General features: G+C 42.2%; 12 protein-coding genes. 8 read left to right on the top strand and 4 right to left on the bottom strand.

Annotated features, from left to right (window positions below; translation table 11 throughout):
• Positions 1-378: 378 nt before the first annotated feature.
• The 3 genes from L1077_RS02170 to L1077_RS02160 form a co-directional block, all read right to left on the bottom strand.
• Positions 379-3,231, bottom strand: a complete 2,853-nt coding sequence (locus tag L1077_RS02170) for a TonB-dependent receptor (RefSeq protein WP_237135414.1) — start codon at positions 3,229-3,231, stop codon at positions 379-381.
• Positions 3,232-3,957: 726 nt separating this feature from the next.
• Positions 3,958-6,627, bottom strand: a complete 2,670-nt coding sequence (locus tag L1077_RS02165) for a TonB-dependent receptor plug domain-containing protein (protein WP_237135413.1) — start codon at positions 6,625-6,627, stop codon at positions 3,958-3,960.
• A gap of 494 nt (positions 6,628-7,121) precedes the next feature.
• Positions 7,122-9,494 (bottom strand): DNA polymerase II, encoded by a 2,373-nt coding sequence (locus L1077_RS02160; protein ID WP_237135412.1) that lies wholly within the window; start codon positions 9,492-9,494, stop codon positions 7,122-7,124.
• A 23-nt stretch (positions 9,495-9,517) separates the two neighbouring features.
• Here L1077_RS02160 and dinG point away from each other — a divergent pair, with 23 nt between their 5' ends.
• The 7 genes from dinG (at position 9,518) to L1077_RS02125 (ending at position 15,318) form a co-directional block, all read left to right on the top strand.
• Positions 9,518-11,587, top strand: a complete 2,070-nt coding sequence (dinG, locus tag L1077_RS02155) for an ATP-dependent DNA helicase DinG (RefSeq protein ID WP_237135411.1) — start codon at positions 9,518-9,520, stop codon at positions 11,585-11,587.
• A gap of 2 nt (positions 11,588-11,589) precedes the next feature.
• On the top strand, positions 11,590-12,369 hold the full coding sequence (locus tag L1077_RS02150) for a sulfite exporter TauE/SafE family protein (protein ID WP_063360276.1): 780 nt from the start codon (positions 11,590-11,592) through the stop codon (positions 12,367-12,369).
• Positions 12,366-12,965 carry a primosomal replication protein gene (locus L1077_RS02145; RefSeq protein WP_237135410.1) on the top strand — a complete coding sequence of 200 codons (600 nt, stop codon included), beginning with the start codon at positions 12,366-12,368 and terminating at the stop codon, positions 12,963-12,965. Before L1077_RS02150 ends, L1077_RS02145 begins: the two co-directional genes overlap by 4 nt.
• A gap of 1 nt (position 12,966) precedes the next feature.
• A complete protein-coding gene (locus L1077_RS02140) occupies positions 12,967-13,869 on the top strand; it encodes a histone deacetylase family protein (protein ID WP_237135409.1) in 903 nt (300 codons plus the stop codon).
• A gap of 127 nt (positions 13,870-13,996) precedes the next feature.
• Entirely contained in the window at positions 13,997-14,272 is a 276-nt protein-coding gene (locus tag L1077_RS02135) for a late competence development ComFB family protein (protein WP_063360279.1), read from the top strand.
• Positions 14,265-14,438 carry a pleiotropic regulatory protein RsmS gene (gene rsmS / locus L1077_RS02130; protein WP_237135408.1) on the top strand — a complete coding sequence of 58 codons (174 nt, stop codon included), beginning with the start codon at positions 14,265-14,267 and terminating at the stop codon, positions 14,436-14,438. Before L1077_RS02135 ends, rsmS begins: the two co-directional genes overlap by 8 nt.
• An 88-nt stretch (positions 14,439-14,526) precedes the next feature.
• On the top strand, positions 14,527-15,318 hold the full coding sequence (locus L1077_RS02125; RefSeq protein ID WP_237135407.1) for an NPP1 family protein: 792 nt from the start codon (positions 14,527-14,529) through the stop codon (positions 15,316-15,318).
• A gap of 42 nt (positions 15,319-15,360) precedes the next feature.
• On the opposite strand, the gene L1077_RS02120 is transcribed toward L1077_RS02125, so the two are convergent.
• The gene (locus tag L1077_RS02120; protein WP_237135406.1) at positions 15,361-15,819 is read right to left on the bottom strand and encodes a hypothetical protein; all 459 of its coding nucleotides are present in this window, start codon (positions 15,817-15,819) and stop codon (positions 15,361-15,363) included.
• 542 nt (positions 15,820-16,361) lie between these two features.
• Between L1077_RS02120 and L1077_RS02115 the strand changes: the two genes are divergently transcribed.
• The gene (locus tag L1077_RS02115; RefSeq protein WP_237135405.1) at positions 16,362-19,484 is read left to right on the top strand and encodes an efflux RND transporter permease subunit; all 3,123 of its coding nucleotides are present in this window, start codon (positions 16,362-16,364) and stop codon (positions 19,482-19,484) included.
• Positions 19,485-19,489 lie beyond the last annotated feature (5 nt).

Genomic DNA, 19,489 nt, shown 5'->3' with positions numbered 1-19,489 from the left:
AATAATATCAAGTAGTTAAAAACAAAAAAACAAACAAAAAACACACTCAACACATTAACCTGCCGTAACTACGACGCAGCTAACAAAAGAAAAACCAAACAACAGCGCGACTATAAAAAAACAAAAAATAAACATAAAAAACACCAAGTAAACAACAAATCCCCAAAACAACAACAAAACAAATAAAAAAAAACCTGCATAAGCAGGCTTTTCACACAAAAATATTTCATCCAGAAACTTAATCTACAAAGCGTCTACCTTATTTACATAAATATCTTCATCAGATTTATGAATTAAGTTATAAATACTTAAATTTGTAATGTTTCCTTTAAAATAAGTAACTTGGCTCCAAACTATATCTGGAGCCAATCGCTGATATTAGAACGTGTAATCAGCTTGTAGGTAGAAAGTACGTCCATACGGGTCAGCATAACGTGGGTCATAACCAACTTGGTGACCAGCAGCCGCATTAAGAGTGAATGGCGGCTCTTTATCAAATAGATTCTTAATACCAAAACCTACGTTAGCATTGTCACCCCACGCATATGCAAGACGATAATCGAAAGTCATGTAAACAGGAATGTGCTTTTGAATCACGCTGCCATCTACCCCTTTATCCCAATCATCCGCTTGAGCAACTGTGAAGCTAACATCCGCTGCCGCATCCGTATAACCGCTACGCGCTTTAAGGTTTAAGCTGTGAGTAAAGTCACCATGGGTAAAGGTATTATTAAAGTTTACGATGTTACGGAAAGTAACCGCTTCATTTGTACCAACTTTACCTAAGCTTGTATCCCAGATATTGTCGCTACCTACACGTAAGTTTTCACTTTCAATCATATAAGTACCCATTAACTGAGACTTAAGCGTACCGAAAGAAAATTCCGTCGTGAAATCTAAGTGCCAGTCAATACCTGAATTTCTTGATTCACCAACGTTATCAGCAGCTTGGATAATAGCTACAACCGTTTTCTCAGCACCTTTGTCAAACTTAGTTGTGAACCACTCAGCATATGTTACTGGGTCATCAAAGATTTGGTTTTGAGTTAAACGTCTAACCTGGTTCTCCATCGCTACGTTCCAGTAGTCCACACCAAAGCTTGTGCCTTGATCGCCAGACCATACGAAGCCAAATGTATATTGTTTAGACGTCTCTGGCTCAAGCGAAGGGTTGCCTTCACGGTAAACATCGTACTGTAATTTTTCAGTATGACAGAATTGAGCAATTTCCTGTCTCAAAAGAGGTGGGCAATCGTATGGAGATGCCGTTACACCAAACTCAAGACGAGGCGCTGCGATTTGTCGCATGGTTGCTGATTTAAAGCCAGTACCATATGACGCACGTAGTAACCACTGGTCATCTGGACGGTAAGATACACTTACTTTATAGGTAGTATCGTCAGCACTGTCATTTACAGTCTGATTGCCTGTAAGCTTAGAGTTTGTGATTTCACCAATTTCGTCATAACGTAGTGAACCTGTCACTTCAAGGTTTTCAAGTACTGGTATAACTACCTCGGCAAATGCACCATAGCTATCACGCTCAAGGTCAAACTCTTCGCCCGCACTTTCAAATAAAACTATCTCAGCATTTTGGCCTTCGCCATTTGTTAGAGAGTAGCTAGATTGACGGTAGTCAAAACCAACAGCCATATAAACTGTACCAGCATCTAACTCAGCAATTGGACCAGACGTTTTACCTTCAATGGCAAATAAGCTTGTATCTGTTGTATCCCATAGACCACTGAACATAGTATTACGAACGGCTTGGTTTTGCTCATCCGTTAGTGAATCAGGGTCTGCGAAAATGTTAACTTCACCAGACTCAACAAGTGGAATGAACTGATCTTGTATCGGATAACCTGTAATACGTGTCTGCTCACGCTCTGCATCTGACGCTGTAACCGCTACATCATAGTTCCACTCACCAAAATCACCACGAAGACCAGCTACGAAATGTGTTGTTGATGTATTGAACTCGTCAGTACGATTGCCGCCTGGAAGTACACGCCAACGAGCAGTAACTGGGCCTGTTCTTTCTTCTAGAACATTTTGTTTAACGCCATTGGCATCTATATAGTCAGTAGGTAGATACTTGATAACGTTATCGTTAACAAAAGCAGACTCTTCACCTTTCTTTCTGTTAAGTACAAAGCCACCTGTTGGGTAAGGCGCGATACGCGTCGTCATTTTGAATTCAGAAGCAGAAGCAGTTACATACGCTTCAGTATCATCATTTACTGCAAATGTACCTTGTAAGAATAAGTTGTTACGCTCACTCTCAGGTTGAATTTCAAGCGTACTTGTATAATCAAACTGACATGCATTACCAGCTGGAGCACTTGTAGTGTGACAAGAACCATTTGCTTCCTTATACGGGTTTAGCGCATAAGTCTTAACTATCTTATCACCATCGTCGTTGAGGTTATATTCGCCATTCGCATTTACTTCATTGTACGTTACATAAGCATTACCAGGAATCGCATTTGCAGAACCTGCTATTGCAACAAGGTCTTGCCCTGCGTGTTCAAACTGTAAAAAACCAGTTTTAGCGAAATCACGATCTACAGATCTTAAGTTATCTTGCTCATCACGGCTAAAGCTTACCATTACGTTAAAGCCATCGCTGCCTAAATCACCAAAACCAGTTGTGATTGCAAAGTTTGAGCTTGAAGTGTCTTTTGGCTTGTCATAACGTGCACTGATAGTCGTTTCTTGCACATCATCTTTAAGAATAAAGTTTACAACACCAGCAATAGCGTCAGAGCCATACAGTGCAGACGCACCATCTTTAAGAATTTCAACACGCTTGATTGCTGACAATGGAATAGAGTTGATATCGATACTTGAACCTGAGTCAGACGACGCCATACGACGGCCGTTTACTAAAACAAGCGTGTATTCAGCACCAAGGTCACGTAGTGAAGCAGTTTGAACACCGCCACCGCCGCCACCTACAGACTCACCTGCAGCTGTGAAGCCCTGCATTGAAGGGATGTTTGCGATTAAATCTGGCACACTTGTTACACCAGACTTTGCGATGTCTGTTGCATCGATCACGTCAACAGGTAAAGCGCCTTCAAGATCAGTACGCTTGATAGCTGAACCTGTGATCTCGATACGTTCTACTTCTTGTTCACCTGCTTCATTAGCAGCTACAAAACCAGATGCTGAAACAGCACCTAAAGCCAATGCTAAGCGCACTGCCTTGGTCACTTGATTGTTTAACATTTGAATCTCCCTGGACCACCCTTTTGAGTGGTTATAATTATATAAATGGCGTTAGCCAATTTTTTATTGTTGCCATTTAAGCAACTCATTGCAGGAATACTAAACAATACCTGCCCTTATCGTCAACAATTTTATTGCACTTATAACCTCAAAAATCAACATTATTTCACACATAAAGTTACAAAGAAAACAACAAAAAAACATTAAAACATTGAAATTAAAGCATTTATTTTTTTTGGCTGAATATTTGATCAAGTACCAAATAAAATAACAAACCAGAGATTACATAGATTGGATCAAAATACACAATAAAAAACCTTTAAAACCCGTACCCTTTTAACAAACAAATTACATTTTCAAATAAAACACCTAAAAAACAATAGGTTATAACTTAAAAACAGAAAGCAAACCACGGTTAAATATGTGTAAACAAACAAAATTTGATACAAAAAAGTAAATCAAACAAAAAAAGTCACTGAAAAAGAAACAAAATTAAAACTTGAACCCATTTTTTGATACAAAAAGAACCACTTTCACATCAAAGTAAAATATCAATTCATTTATTTCTAAAAACAAACCAATAAGTCACAAAAACATTAAGGCTAGGATTCAAAGTTTTTTGTTCCGAGGGTTACAGGGCAAAGTTACTGCTGAGGATTTAAGAGGAGAAACAAAAAAGCCTCGCATAAAGCGAGGCTTGATAATTTGATAAATCAAATGTACAGATTAGAAGCTGATGCTGTAACCTGCAAATAGTTCACGACCGATGTGACCAGAGTTGTACATTGAGTCGTTGATCCAATTATCGTTACTATCAAATAGTACGCCTTTGTCAAATAGGTTACGTGCGCCTACAGTAAATGTACCATAGCTCTCTGTGAAATATTTCACATTCAAGTTATGAGTTACATAAGTTGGTACATCACCAGAATAAACAATATAAGGGTTACCAGTTGAATCTACTTGTACCACATCACTTTCGTGAGTGCCTGCGATAATGTCAGTTGTCCAGTTTACTGCGTAGCTATCTGCAGAGAAGTTAACTGTGAACTGAGAGCGCCATTCTGGCTGCTGCGGAGCACCTTTTTGGTTACTCATAGGACCTGAGAAATAAACGTCTTCACCTACTTCAGTAAGTACAGTAGTTACTTTCTTAAATTTAAACTCACCGAAACTTGTATCTAGGTTGTAAGACAAATCAATGTCAAAACCTTTACGCGACATGAATGAGCCATTTGCATATTGCGTGTGTGAGTAACCTTCAATCGCACCATTAGCAGCACGGCTTAACTTCACTTCAGGGAACTTAGCATAAACTTCATTAAGCTTGTTACCATTTTCAATGTGCACAAGGTCTTGAATAGTGATTAATGAAATTACATTGTCAATCTCAAGCTCAAAGTAATCCACCTTAATCGCTACATCTTCAAAGCCAGAGTAAACAACACCTAAGTTGACATACGTAGACTCTTCTGCGCCTAGGTTTTCATTGCTCTTTCTTAGCTCATTATAAGCACTTTGCGGGCAGTTTAGATACGCTTCGCGAACTTGATCTTCACTTGCGCCAGCAGGTAGACCATTTTTACATGCTACATAATCAGTTGTTACAGGGCTACCCTCTGACTCTGCACCATATAGCTCTTTTAGCGTTGGTGCACGGAAACCTTCTGAATATGAGCCACGAACTAGTAGGTCATCAAATGGACGGTACTCAAGTTTAACACTTGGGTTACCTACACTGCCAAAGTCGCTGTAGTCATCATAACGGTATGCCGCACTTACAATTAAGTTGTCAAATATTGGGAATGCAACTTCGTAGAATAAAGCGGTTACGTCGCGCTCACCCATACCTGATCCACCTGCGTTACCGCCTACTAGCTTCGCATCGCTTTGTGCATCAAACTTTGAGTCTAAAACTTCTTCGAAGTACTCACCACCAATATAGTGGCTGATCATACCGCCTTCAAGTTCACCAAATTCAAAGCCAAGACCGGCAAAGAAGTGGTCAAGATCGCTCTGGCTTTCAACATACGTTGTCGCACGCATGTTATTGATGCCTTGCTCAGAACCCATATCAATGTTTTCTTGCGCATTGTATGCAAGACCTGAGTAGCTTAGGTAGTAACGACCCGCAGTACGGTAATCAAGGCGTGCTTTGTGATAAGACACTTCCCACTCAGCTGTGTCACCAAACATACCTTTAAGACCTAACAAGTAGTCTTGCTGATAATCGGTTACTTCACCATCTCGGTTACCAAGTTGGTACCAGCGAAACTTACCTTTAGCAACTTCATCTAATGGGTTGTGCTCATTGTCTGCTGACATGTTAGTCCACAACGCAGCAGCTGGTGCATAACGGCCAAATGAGTCATTACGACTGAACATACCACGCGCGTATAGTTCGATATCATCTGTTAATTCGTACGCAAGGCTAGTCATGATAGAGTCACGTTTTGTCGATGCCATATTTGCCGATACGTCTGCAAAAGCATAACCACACACTTCACCATTACCAATACCACCATTACCTGTGCCTTGGTCAAGGATACCAACAAAACCAGGTACGGTATTTTTCAATTCATTACACTTTGGTGATGCGTGATGGTTTCCTTCACTATCTACAATAGTCGCTCCAAAAACGCTAATACCTGTCGTTTCGTCACCAGCTGAGATTAAGCCATCACCGTTTTTATCTTCCCATGTTGCTTTCGTGTAGTCTCGATCGCGGTCGAAAATAGCACGACGCTCTTGATGGTCGTATACAAACGTGATGTTGCCTTTGTCTGAACTTACACCGAACGATAGTGACATTTGCTTCGTCTCACCGCCGTCAGCTTCTGGGCGACCTACTTGGATATCAAATGCTGCACCTTCAAAATCTTTTTTCAAGATAACATTGATAACACCTGCGATAGCGTCAGAACCATAGATAGCTGATGCACCATCTTTAAGGATTTCAATGCGCTCAACTGCCGCCATTGGGATTGAGCTTAGGTTTGCACCACCTGCATTCAGTGATGGAGAACCACCAAGGCGCTTACCATCAACCAATACTAGTGTACGGCCGGCACCAGCACCTAGTAAGCTTACTGTATTTTGTGATTGCGCACTGTTACCTGATGCAGGTGCAATCGAACCAAAGCTGTTAGATGTAACACTTTGTAGTGCTTCAGCAACCGATACACGGCCTTGGCTTTCAAATTCAGCAGTTGTGATAACTTCTACAGGGCTTGCACCTTCCATATCAACGCGTTTGATACGTGAGCCAGTTACTTCGATACGTTCTACTTTTTCTGCACCTTCTGCAGCTACAGCATTAGTAGCAAATGCAGCTGAAGAAGCAGCACCAAACGCGAGTGCAATACGCACAGCTTTAGTTACTTTAGTGTTCAACATGTGATTCTCCCTGGGCTTATCTACCTGAATAGTAAGCTTGAGTTTTATAAGTCTTTACTTCTGGCTCTAGTGGCCGGTTTTAAAATTCGGCATGGATACTAATCGGGACTCATGTTAAACGTCAAACAAGCACAAGTTAACACTCACTAACAAAAACTAAACAGCAAACAATCAATTTTTAATACCGTTTTGAAGTTAATAAACACTTACTACAATATGAATTAAATTATTAATTAATTTCACAGAGTTTATGGGCAATAAAAACACAAAGGTGTGTTTTTTTAAAAAAAGCAAGCTGCAAATGCGTTAATAAAAATATTTTTAATTTTAGTTTAAGTGGCTAATTTTCAAACAAACCTTTAACTGACTACAAATAATTTGCACAAATAGGAAGGTGCATTTACATCACTGTAAAAGCAATTTTATAGATTGGCTATCTGTTGTGCGGCAAAATCTCGAATATTACAAAGCGATAAAAATTCGCATCTAGAGATTTACAAATCAAAGGATCGTTGACCTGCTAAATTGATCGCATTTTCATCAATATTCGGCAGCATTCTATATATAGGTAATATTTGCTTTTCTATATAATGGGTATAATCAAGTTGCTTAAGCGATTTAATATATAGTTGTGGGCCAGACTGACTAATATAGTATGCAATTTGACTGCCCTTACCCAGCCCATTCACCAAGCCTAAGCGCGTTGCTTCTTTAGCTGCACGCACATGGGGGGGAATATTCTTGACGTATGCATCCAATGACTTGCCAAGGCGCTTTTTATAGATGAGCTTATCATCCACTTGCCCAGAAGTAATAAGACCGATGTAATGCTCTGTGATTTCTACAACGCTCTTACCATCAAATAACGCACGGATCAGCGCTTGTTGGTACTCTTTGGCCACGCTCGTCCAATCACTGCGCACAGTCTCCATACCTTTAAATACCAGCTCAGGTTGCCCATTATTCTCAATTTGGCCGACATAGCGTTTTTTAGACCCCGTTTCTTGGCCTCGAATTGTGGGCATAAAAAATGGGCTGTAATGCGTTTCAAACTCTATCTCTAAAAAACTTGATAACTGATACTGCTCTTTCAGTTCTTCAGCCCAGCGTTCATTGATCATTGTCATCAGCGTTTTGCCGATGTCCTGGCAGTCTTTTGCGCTGGCAACATCCGCAACCTTTACAAATGTAGAGTCTGTATCACCGTATATCACTTCATAGCCTATCTCTTCGATCCAACGTCGCGTGGTTTGCATGATTTCATGACCGCGCATCGTAATTGAACTCGACAGTCTCGGGTCATAGAAGCGGCATCCTTTAGAACCTAATACACCATATAGACTATTCATAATGATCTTTATCGCCTGCTGCAGCATTTGCTCTCCTTCGAGCTTGGCTTGATGGCGAGCGTCCCAGAGCTTAGCAACCAGCTGAGGTAAATGATGCTGCTCTCTTGAAAATAATCCTTTGTTGAATCCAGGAATGGCATTGAGCGCATCTTGCTCTCCCTCTATGAGTCCCATAGGATCAATACAGAAGGTACGTATAATGGATGGATAAAGGCTTTTGAAATCCAGCACCAGGACGTTTTTATATAGCCCAGGTTTGGAGTCCATCACATACCCACCAGGGCTATCAAAGTTTAAACCATGTTCTCCAAGGTTGGGCGCAATATAGCCACTGCGATGGAGTAAGGGTAAATAAAGGTTAGTAAATGCTGCCACAGAGCCACCCATACGCTCCAGTTCCAACCCTGTTAATCGTGTTCTCGCAATAGCAAAGTCAAGCAATGACTGCTGCACAAAAATATCCCAAACTAACTGACAATCTTCTAAGTTATATTTGGCAAGACTCAGCTTGTCCTCATGGAATTGTCTGATAATTTCTTCTAATTGATTATCCTGAGCAATCAATTTATCGCGACCAAGTACTTCTTTGGCAACAAAGCTTAACTTAAATGTTTCAAAGTGATAGGTCGCATTTTTCATGGTATCAATGCCATCTATCACAACCCGGCCAGGGATCAGTACACGAGTAAAATGCCCACTGGATACTTGCATCGCTTCCCCATCACGACCGATATTAAGCGATACGCCCAAAGCCTGAGCGCGTTCATGAAGCACCACACAGTCAAAGTCAATGACATTCCAGCCAATCAATACGTCTGGGTCTAACTGTACTATGATGTGACACAAGGTATGAAGTAACGCAATTTCATCTTCAACCCAAACAATATTGATATCGCTTGGCTGTGGCTCCCCTATCATGATCACCGTTTTTCTATCATGTGATACCAAGCCAACAGAAAACAAAACGCCATCACCACTGCACTCAATATCCAATGACAGCATAGTTAGATCTGGTACAAACACAGGGTTAGTTTTTAATTTTGCACGCTTTAGTTCAGTGTAACCGCTGCATTGTACAGGCTGGCCGGTGACCCAAACCCCCCCTTTAATATAGCGCTCCATTAAATATCTATCAGCATGGCGGATATCTTCCTCATACATTGGCACATATCCGGTCAGTGTTTCTTTTGCGTTGTAAAAATCACTTAAACTTAAAAAATACAGTGCGCACACTTTAGATTGGTCAAAATGCTTTAATGCCAAATCTGCTAATCTGAACTGGCAGCCTGCTTGTTCTAACTTCTGTTTTGCCTTATCACGATGCTTTTGCATGATAAAAAACACACATTGCTCATCTTCAACAAAAACCTTAATCGCACCTTGCTGCGTCTTCAACCAATAACACAAGCGTAACTTGCCTTTATATGAAGTTTGTTGCCGTGACAAAATAAAGCCCGGATATACTGCTTGTGCCAATTGTGAACCCCGCCTAAAATACACCCCTGTAATTATATCCATACTTTTTTGCTTAGGCGATCCACATGTTGTCAGACTCTTTAAAAAAAACCGTACGTCATGCCCATCAAAATATCGCTCAGCAACTTGAGGATTATCGCCCTCGCAGCAGCCAAAACTACCTAGTAGCAGAAATCGCAAAAACGCTCGCTGGTGAATACCATAAATCACAGCGGATCTGCGTTATCGAAGCGGGTACAGGTACGGGGAAATCTTTGGCTTATTGTCTTGGTGCACTGCCATTGGCACTCGCAAAAAAGAAAAAGCTCATAATTTCTACAGCAACGGTCGCGCTGCAAGAACAGTTAATTGAAAAAGAACTGCCTTTTTTTAAAGAGCATAGTGGCATCGACTTTAAATTTGATTTGGTGAAAGGACGCCAGCGCTATATTTGCGTACAAAAGCTGATGGCTGCGGTGAATCAAGACGATATGCAAATGTCTCTGGTACCAACGACCTCATCCCCCCTGACTGACATGGAGCAGAAATGTTTACAGACACTTGCCAATGCCTACCAAAACAAGCAATGGGCAGGTGACAGAGACAGCTGGGAAGATACTATTCCTGATAAAGTATGGAATTTAATTGCCTGTGACAAACACGCCTGTCAGCGTCAAATGAAGTCCCACCATTTGTGTCCGTTTCATCTTGCACGACAAAAAATTGCGCAAATGGATGTTCTGGTTATTAACCATGCACTATTGCTCGCTGATCTAGAGCTTGGCGGTGGCACAATATTACCTGAACCTGAAGATACCTTTTATGTCATTGATGAGGCCCACCATTTACCTCACATTACACGTGACTTTTCATCCGCCGCCGCAACCATCAAAGGCACCATAGAATGGCTTGAAAAGCTATTAAAATTTAGTGGCAAAATGGCCAACACCATTGTGTCGCAAAAAGCGATTGGACAAAATTTCAAACTGAATGATGCAGCCAACGACGCCAGTAAGTACCTTAGAACGGTTCGAGACAGTTTGGATAAAGCGGAGTTTGAATATAACGACAACGATACTTACCGATTCATCAACGGTGATGTCCCTGAGTCTCTAACGACTCAAGCGAAAGATATTGCTGATGCAACGCTCGATGCGCTTAGAGCACTAAATAAAATGCATGATGCACTGACTACCGATGTATCCGATGGTGACGTACAAGCATTTTTAGCCGACCCTCTGCTGGTAGAAAGTGGCCAATACATTAATCGTTTAGAGCAGCTGAATAAGTTATGGTTCAGCTATGCTGCCAAAGGTGAAAGCACCCCGCACGCACGCTGGATCAAGCGCATGGAATATAAAAACCATCACGACCATTTATTATGTGACTGTCCAATAGAAGTTGGCTTTTACTTAAAAGACAAACTTTGGCGAGAATGCGCTGGCGCAGTGCTGTGCTCAGCGACCCTTACTGCACTAGGTAGCTTTGATCATTTTTCCAAAGAGAGTGGATTAATTGGTGAAGATGGTGTGAAATTCATCAAAGCAGACTCGCCTTTTGCATATCAACAACAAGCCACTTTGCATTTACCCAAAACAACCGTTGAACCAACTGATAAAACATTCAGCGATTTTTTAGCTGATGCACTACCGCAATACTTAGATAAAAACAAAGCAAACCTCGTATTATTTGCTTCTTATTGGCAAATGGATCATGTGGTCGCAGCGCTGCGCAAAAAGAAACTTAATATTCTTGTACAGGGAGAAATGTCGCGAGAAGCCTTGCTTAGCCGTCATAAAGCTGCCATTGACTTAGGCGCTGGCAGCATTTTATTTGGCACACAAAGTCTGTCTGAAGGGCTAGACCTACCCGGCAAGTATTTAGAGAACTTGATTATTACCAAGATACCTTTCGCCGTACCCACTTCGCCAGTTGAAGAAGCACAAGCTGAATTTATTCAGTCAAAAGGCGGAAATCCGTTTTTATCTATTACTGTACCGGATGCTGCAAAGAAATTAGTGCAAAGCTGTGGTAGACTGCTGCGCAAGGAAACTGATTCTGGTCGCATCACGATACTTGATAGGCGCCTTGTAACCAAACGTTATGGAAAAGCCATGCTCGACACGCTACCACCCTTTGCAAGACAAATAGATTAAGAATGCTAGAACTCGCTTTTGATCCCCTCACATGGGCACTTTTATGTGCAGTTGCGCTGGCAGCTGGCTTTATTGATGCGGTCGCAGGTGGCGGAGGCATGCTCACTGTACCTGCACTTTTAACTGCGGGCTTACCGCCGCATGTCACTTTGGGTACCAATAAATTAGCTGCAAGCTTTGGTTCACTCACCGCAAGTTTCACCTATTATAAAAAGCAATTATTCAACCCACGCTTTTGGGCGGCCTCGACTATCGCTACCGCCATTGGGGCAATCCTTGGCACCTTATTGGTTGATAAATTAAGTATTGAGTTTTTAAATAAACTACTGCCGGTGATCATCATTATCGTCGCTTTATATAGCTTGTTCGGTAGCCTCAGCTCGACTGAATTGAATACCTTGCCAAAGAAAACCCCGATGTTAAAAGTTAAGCAATGGCTTCAAGGCTTATCTTTGGGCTTTTTTGATGGCTTAGCAGGGCCTGGAACGGGCACGTTTTGGACCGCATCAAATAGTTTATTATATAAAATGAGCTTGCTACTTAACTGTGGCTTAGCACGCTCAATGAACTTTGTGTCAAACTTTATTTCTTTGATCACATTTGTCGCTCTTGGACATGTGAATTTCTTGCTCGGTGTCACAATGGGGGCTTTTTTGATGCTCGGTGCTTGGATTGGCGCGCATTCAGCCATTAAATTTGGCAGCAAGCTAATAAAGCCTATATTTAATACTGTCGTGATACTTTTAGCGGGCAAGCTCATTTTTGAGGCTTATATTTCATGAGTCAAGCACTGAACAAGCTCAACAGCAAACTTGAACAACTGGGTACTCAAGCCTATCAGTTTGATAATGCCAAGTGGTTTGATAAAAACCGCTATATTCAAAATCAGCCTAGCTTATTTGATAGTCATTTATTTCACACCAAAAGTTTGTTACTTAGTGATTATGTCGAAGAGATTAAGCTCACACTAAAAAACCTGCCACCAGAGCAGAACCGCCATGCATACCAATTTGCAGTGGAGCAAGTGGGTGAGCAAATGCAAGCTGTAATTAAAGTGCTTAAATCAACACCTGTATGGGCAAAAGAAAACAAACTGAGCCAACCGAAAAAGGCCAAAGTATATAAAAAAGCCATCCAGCGTATTATGCAATCTTCCCATGAGTTATATCAGGAGCTGTCTAAAAACCATGAATTTGAGCGTCGCTTACAAGAAATGATCGATCTTCGACGTGCTCAACTCGATGGCGCAAACGCAGAACAAAATGCCAAACTCAACGCAGAAATACTAGCGCTTCACACCCGCTTAGGGCGTTGTCGTAAAGCCATTTCAGCCACAGAAGAAAAAATACAACAGCTCGAAAAGCAAGGTAATCGCTGACGTGTTGTTTTACGATGAAATTTACAGCAGCCTTGACCTCCCACCCAGACATCGCTTTCCTATTTGTAAATATGAAAAGCTCAAAGCACGCATCGAAGACACAGAACTCAGTCAGTATCTAAGACCCGTCAATGATAAAGCCACTCTACAGCAACTCACCCGTTGTCACACCCAAGCGTATGTCGATGCTTTTTGTAGTGGCACCATGGGTCAAGTCGACATCAAACGCATGGGGTTTCCTTGGTCAGAGCAATTAGTTGAGCGTACCTTAACTTCTGTTGCAGCCAGCATAAAAGCAGCCAACTATGCCCTTAAACATGGTTTCTCAGCAAATTTAGCCGGTGGATATCACCATGCATTTAGCGACCGAGCCAGTGGTTTTTGTATTTTTAATGATCTAGCCATTGCCGCGTGCGAATTAATAGATACGCAACAGGCTGATACCGTGTTGATATTAGATTGCGATGTCCACCAAGGTGATGGCACTGCAGCTATTTTAGAGTCTCGCAGCGATGTGGTTACCTGCTCAATCCATTGCGAACAAAACTTTCCAAGGGTCAAAGAAGCCTCTGATTATGATTTTGCCCTGCCCGCAAATACACAAGACAGCGAGTATTTAAGCACACTTAAGCAAGCCTTAGACCTCTGTGTCCGTGTCCATCAACCAGATATTGTTTTATACAACGCTGGGGCTGATATCTTTCAAAAAGATGAGCTAGGCCACTTTGATATATCGCTACAAGGTGTTTTAGAGCGTGAACAGATTATTTTAGACTATTGCTATCAACATGCCTTGCCGTTGATGTGCGCCCTAGGTGGCGGGTACCAACGTGACACTGACAGTTTAGTTACCGTACATCAGCAACTATTTAATGCCTTGCAAGCTTCTCGCTTCCTTGCCTAACTCCCTTTTTCTTGACCGTTTTCGTGGCTACTCGAAACAAACTTTACCTTAGTCTTAAGTCGCGCACTCTACTTTTATGATATAGACTTTAAGTAGCATTGAGGGGGAAAACTAAGGAGTTAACACGATGAAACTACATGATGATTTACATAATTATTATGAAAAGGTCATGATCGAACAAATCTTAGAGCGCAAATTAAACGATAAGTATGACGATAACGTCATGGCTGATTTTTGCTGTACTGTTCTCAATCAGTTACCTGCTCGATATATTCGCTATGATGTAGATATGGAGTTTTATCTGCCTCAATCTGAGCGACAACAAATGGAAGAACGTGTTAAAATAGCCATAGATGTCGCCATTGAACAAGTATCCAAAAAGAGACAATTCTCGAATGAATAAGCCCCCATCAGTTGACCAAGCCCCCCCATATATAAAGCTCGCCGTAGACCTCATTATGCTACTAGAGCAAAACGAAGTCCCGCCACAACAGGTCCTAGATGCCTTGGAAATCGTCAAACAAGATTACCAGCAAAAGGCAACTTCAGAGCTAGAGCAAAAAAACTAAAGTAAACAATTAATATACATTTCGTCACAAACCCCTTGTAGAATAAATGCTCAATTTACTAGTGTCACTATCGATAACAAGGAATATTATGATGACCAATAAAGTGATATATGGTGCAGTTATGCTAGGCTGCACGCCCTTTAGCTCACTCTCGCACGCAAACGACTTTGTAGCACTCACGCCCGCATTACCACCCGCCTATATCATTAACAACACCGAGCCGGTATTTGACTTTGATACAGATGGCTGCCTACCTAGTGCAGGTATAAGCCGCACCGGACAACAAAATTCAGGACTAAAAACATCAGGCGCGTTAGGTGGTCACTGTCGTGATAGCCAATTTTTATCCACCTCTAATACTGTGCACAGACATGCCTGTAAGGTAACAAATGATGGACAATTTTGCGCCCACTTTTATACCCTATATTTTAAAAAAGATCAGGTTTTTCCATACTTAGGTGGGGGTCATCGCCACGACTGGGAGTACGCTGCGATTTGGACAATTGATGGCATCGTTACCCACGGCAGTTATAGCGCCCATGGGGATCTCTACACCAAGCCAGCTAACGAGCTTCCCTTTGAAAATGGCCATTTAAAAATTGTCTACCATAAAGATGGTCTACTAACACATGCATTTAGATTTGCTAAGCAAAATGAAATCGCAGAAAACGACTACGGGTACTTTGTCACCCCGTCTATCATTAGTTGGCATCATATGACTGGGGATGGGATAAGCAACCAAATACTGCGTGACAAGCTAAATTCATACGATTACGGTTCAGCCACTTTACCTGTGAAAGATAGTCGCTTTTTAATTAACATAAACCGATTTAAACCAAGCCTCTATCCCAACTTTTCAGTTCAGGATTTAGAGTTGTAGGCCAATAATGAGGGCATAAGCTCGCCCTCAAACCTGAAAAAGTTAAGCGCTATGTAGCAAACACTGACTATGCATCATTAACTTATACTGGGCAAAGAAACGACTATCAGCCTCGGATTCATATGGACATACAAAGTATGCAACATCATCTCTAAAAGGCTTACTTTCAATATGTTTCCCATCTTCCCAATACAGAACTGCATGCTTTACTATCTCTTCAAGGTAAGTGTGATCCCACTGATAGTGCGCGTAGCCATGATGATCCGACAAATACGGTGAATAATCTTGCACACACGCCACACTGGCAACACCATTTTTATGATCTGCAAATGCTTTGGCGTCGTGCTCTGCGGTTTTCGGGTTAACAAAATAAGCGATGTCACGCCGTGGAGGAATGGCCTGCGGCAGACCAAACTTATCTCTAACCGCTGAGCACTCCACAACTACCCAAGACACAAAATGGGCGCCAATCTGATGGTCCCATTTCAAAGCAACAAACATGGTTATACTCCTTACAACTATTATCAAAGTGCGTTGCTGTTTATCCTTTATCAGCTATTTTTAAGCCCAATATCACACAAGTAATCTAGCGCATGATGATACCCTGCAGCTCTTGAATTAGTCCCTAAACTTAAAACGAAATATTAATGCACCGGACATGACACATACAGATAAACTTTGGCAGAAAATGAGTTTGTTTAACCTACATCAAACGACAGCGCTTTCGTGGATAAAAAGGCCTTTATTCGTTGATTTTTTTGATATGGACACACTTTAAATTAAGTTCTACGACTTTCAGGTTCGTAATTTAGGAGGATGAATCTCATCCTCATGGCCCGTGACTCTCATGCTTCAATCTATTAACCGCTTATAAAACATATATTTCAAACAATGAAAAATTGTTACAGTTTATTGCAAGTGTGCTATCAGCCGCTTTAAAACAGCGGTTTATCGCGCTATGGGAATGCTGTTATTTTTTGGGGCTAGCACTTTTCTGTTCAATCGTTACACTCCAATGTGTACTGTTAAACTTGGATGTTGTAATGAATTTAACGCGCAGTTCTCTTAAAAATCCCGCTAGTGTCATTGTCATTTTGGCGCTGGTTTTGGTGTTTGGATTATTAAGCATATTCAAACTACCAATACAGCTCACACCAGATATTGAGCAACCACAAATCACTATTTTTTCTGGATGGCGTCAAGCTGCGCCGGAAGAAATTGAATCTGTCATCATCGAGCCGCTCGAAAACGCGGTAAAAAATACGCCAGGTGCGCTAGAGGTCAATACCGTCATTAACCGCGGAAATGGTTTTATCTCTCTCACTTTTGCGATTGGCACGGATATGCAGCAAGCCATGCTAGACGTCTTAACCAACCTTAATCAAGCGCCTCCACTCCCCCTTGATGCCATTGACCCTGTGGTATCTGCTGGAGGTGGTTTTGGAGGCGGAGGCGGCGCCGCAGCAGCGACTTTACTTGTCACACCGTTAGAAGCAGGCGATGAAGGTCTTAGCCTTGACATGGCTCAATACCAAAAACAAATAGAAGAAATCATTGAGCCTAGATTATCTCAAATTCAAGGGGTCTCCCGTGTCGATCTCGCCAGTGAACGCTCTAGAGAACTTCGTGTAACTTTTGACCCACATAAAGCTGCAGCATTGGGCATTAGCATAAATCAGATCAGGCAAACGCTGCGCACCTCACAAGATACCTCAGCAGGGTTAGCAAACGTCGGCCGCAGGCAGTATACAGTTCGCTTTACTGGCCAATATGACTTGCAGGACATGCTGCAAATGCGCATCGGTTATTCCGGCGAAAGGCCAATATATTTGGCCGATATCGCCACCGTCAAAGAAACGTTTTCCGATCGATTAGGGATGAGTGGTCGCAATGGACAACCCGCTTATTACATTCGTATCGCACGGATCAATGATGCCAATACCGTCGCACTTTTAGATGATATTAACTCAGCCATTAAAGAGCTCAACTCTGGTCCTTTGGCTGAAGCAGGCCTAAGTATAGAGCTCAGTTACGATGCGTCAGTACATATTCGAAATGCGCTGCTCCTAGTTAAAAGTAACTTGGGCTTAGGTGTGCTCCTATCCTGTATTATTTTATGGCTGTTTTTTCGAGGTGTAAAAACCACCCTCATCATTGCTGCAACCATCCCTGTATCTTTGATGATGGCGTTTTTAGCACTGAATATTTTTGATCGCAGTATTAATGTTATCTCTTTGGCCGGACTTGCATTTGCCGTTGGCCTAGTACTCGATGCGGCAATCATAGTGCAAGAAAATATCGCACGACTAAAATCAACCGGCTTTGATAACCACAAGGCGGCGCTCAAAGGCGCAACACAGGTCGCTGGCGCCCTGTTTGCTTCAACCGCCACCAGCGTCGCCATCTTTTTACCTATTTTGTTTATGGCCGGTATTGAAGGACAACTGTTTTCAGATTTGGCGCTGACCTTATCCATTGCGGTGATTGCATCACTCGTTAGCGCACTCACCATTATTCCAATGGCCAACCGTTACCTACCTGATAGCAAGGCGAAAAAAGACCCCTACCAGGCATATTGGAAAAAGCTAACCAACTTTATCATGATGCTCACCAACTCTAGGGTGAAGCAAATAAGCTGGATAGCTGGCTTATTAGGCTGCTCGATGCTCATCACGATCACCATGTTGCCAAAAACAGACTTTATGCCACAAGCTCCCACTGATGGCTTCTTCTTTTCTTTAGTTACCCCACCCGGTGGCAATGTTAACTATATGGAAGAAGAGCTTTTAAAGCGGGTTAAAGCGCGCTTAATGCCCCACTACACTGGAGAAAAGCAGCCGGGTATTAAAGACTTTAACTTTTATCTATTCGGTACTAACGCAGGTGGGTTTATTTATTCGGCAGACCCGCAAAGAGTCGAAGAATTAATGAAAGTAACGCGCGAAGAAATCCTCGTTGATTTACCTGATACCCAAGTCTTCCTCTTTAGAGGCTCAATGATCCAAGTATCAAATGGTGGCGATGGACGCAATATTGATATTGAGATCACAGGCCCGAACATGGATGATCTCATTACTGGAGCACAGGTTGCGTTAACTGCCGTGAAAGAAGCGATTCCAGAGGCCACAGCCCAACCACAGCCAAGATTAGATATGGCAGAGCCTGAACTCAGGTTGCATCCAAATGATCGACGTATTACACAGGCAGGCATTACACGCCAAGATGTTGCGCAAGCTGTGCAAGCGTTTACCGGCGGCTTATTCGTGAATGAATATTTTAACGGCAATGACCGAATGAATGTGATTTTACGCGCCGAAAATTGGGAATCACCAGAAGCACTTAAAGCTCTGCCAATTGTTACACCTGATTCAGGTATTCAAACCATAGGTGAACTTGCGCATGTCGAACGCACAGTTGGTCCCAGTCAATTACGTCGCGTGGACGGCCGCAGAACGGTGAGTGTTGTCGTCACGCCTCCAGCAACGATGTCACTAGAGCAAGCACAACAAATTTTAACCACACAAGTTATTCCTAAAGTGAAGGCCTCGCTGCCTGAAAATGCCGGTGTTATTCTCTCCGGCAACGCCCAAAAAATGAATTCTGCTATTCAAGAAATGGCCATCAACTTTGTGCTAGCCCTCTTCATCTTATTCTTATTAATGAGTGCGTTGTTTAAGTCTGCCAAAGACAGTTTGCTCGTGCTTATGGTCATGCCATTGGCCGCTGCGGGTGGTGTGATAGCACTGTATATACTGAATTTATTTACTTTTCAGTCGCTTGATTTACTGACGATGATTGGCTTTATTATTTTGCTCGGCCTGGTCGTCAACAACGCCATCCTCCTTGTTGATCAAACGCGGGTCGCAGAAGCTGCTGGTATGTTGCGACAAGATGCTGTCAGACAAGCCGTATTACTGCGTGCAAGACCTGTTTATTTAAGTACATTAACCAGCCTCTTTGGCATGTTGCCCCTCACATTAGTACCCGGTGTTGGTGCGGAAATCTATCGCGGTTTAGCAACAGTGATTGTTGGCGGCATGGCAATTAGCGCGCTATTTACCTTGATATTAATGCCTAGTTTGCTGCAACTCGGTAAAGGGAAACAGCCAAAACCAAAGCAAAATAGCGAGTCAGAACCCGCTTTAAATTTAGTGTCAAACCAATAAGGACC

Origin of the sequence: Pseudoalteromonas luteoviolacea (genome assembly GCF_021654285.1) — a bacterium.
In the GTDB taxonomy this organism is placed as follows: domain Bacteria; phylum Pseudomonadota; class Gammaproteobacteria; order Enterobacterales; family Alteromonadaceae; genus Pseudoalteromonas; species Pseudoalteromonas luteoviolacea_J.
Note: the sequence above shows the minus strand (reverse complement) of the source record. Positions and strands in the feature narration are given on the sequence as shown.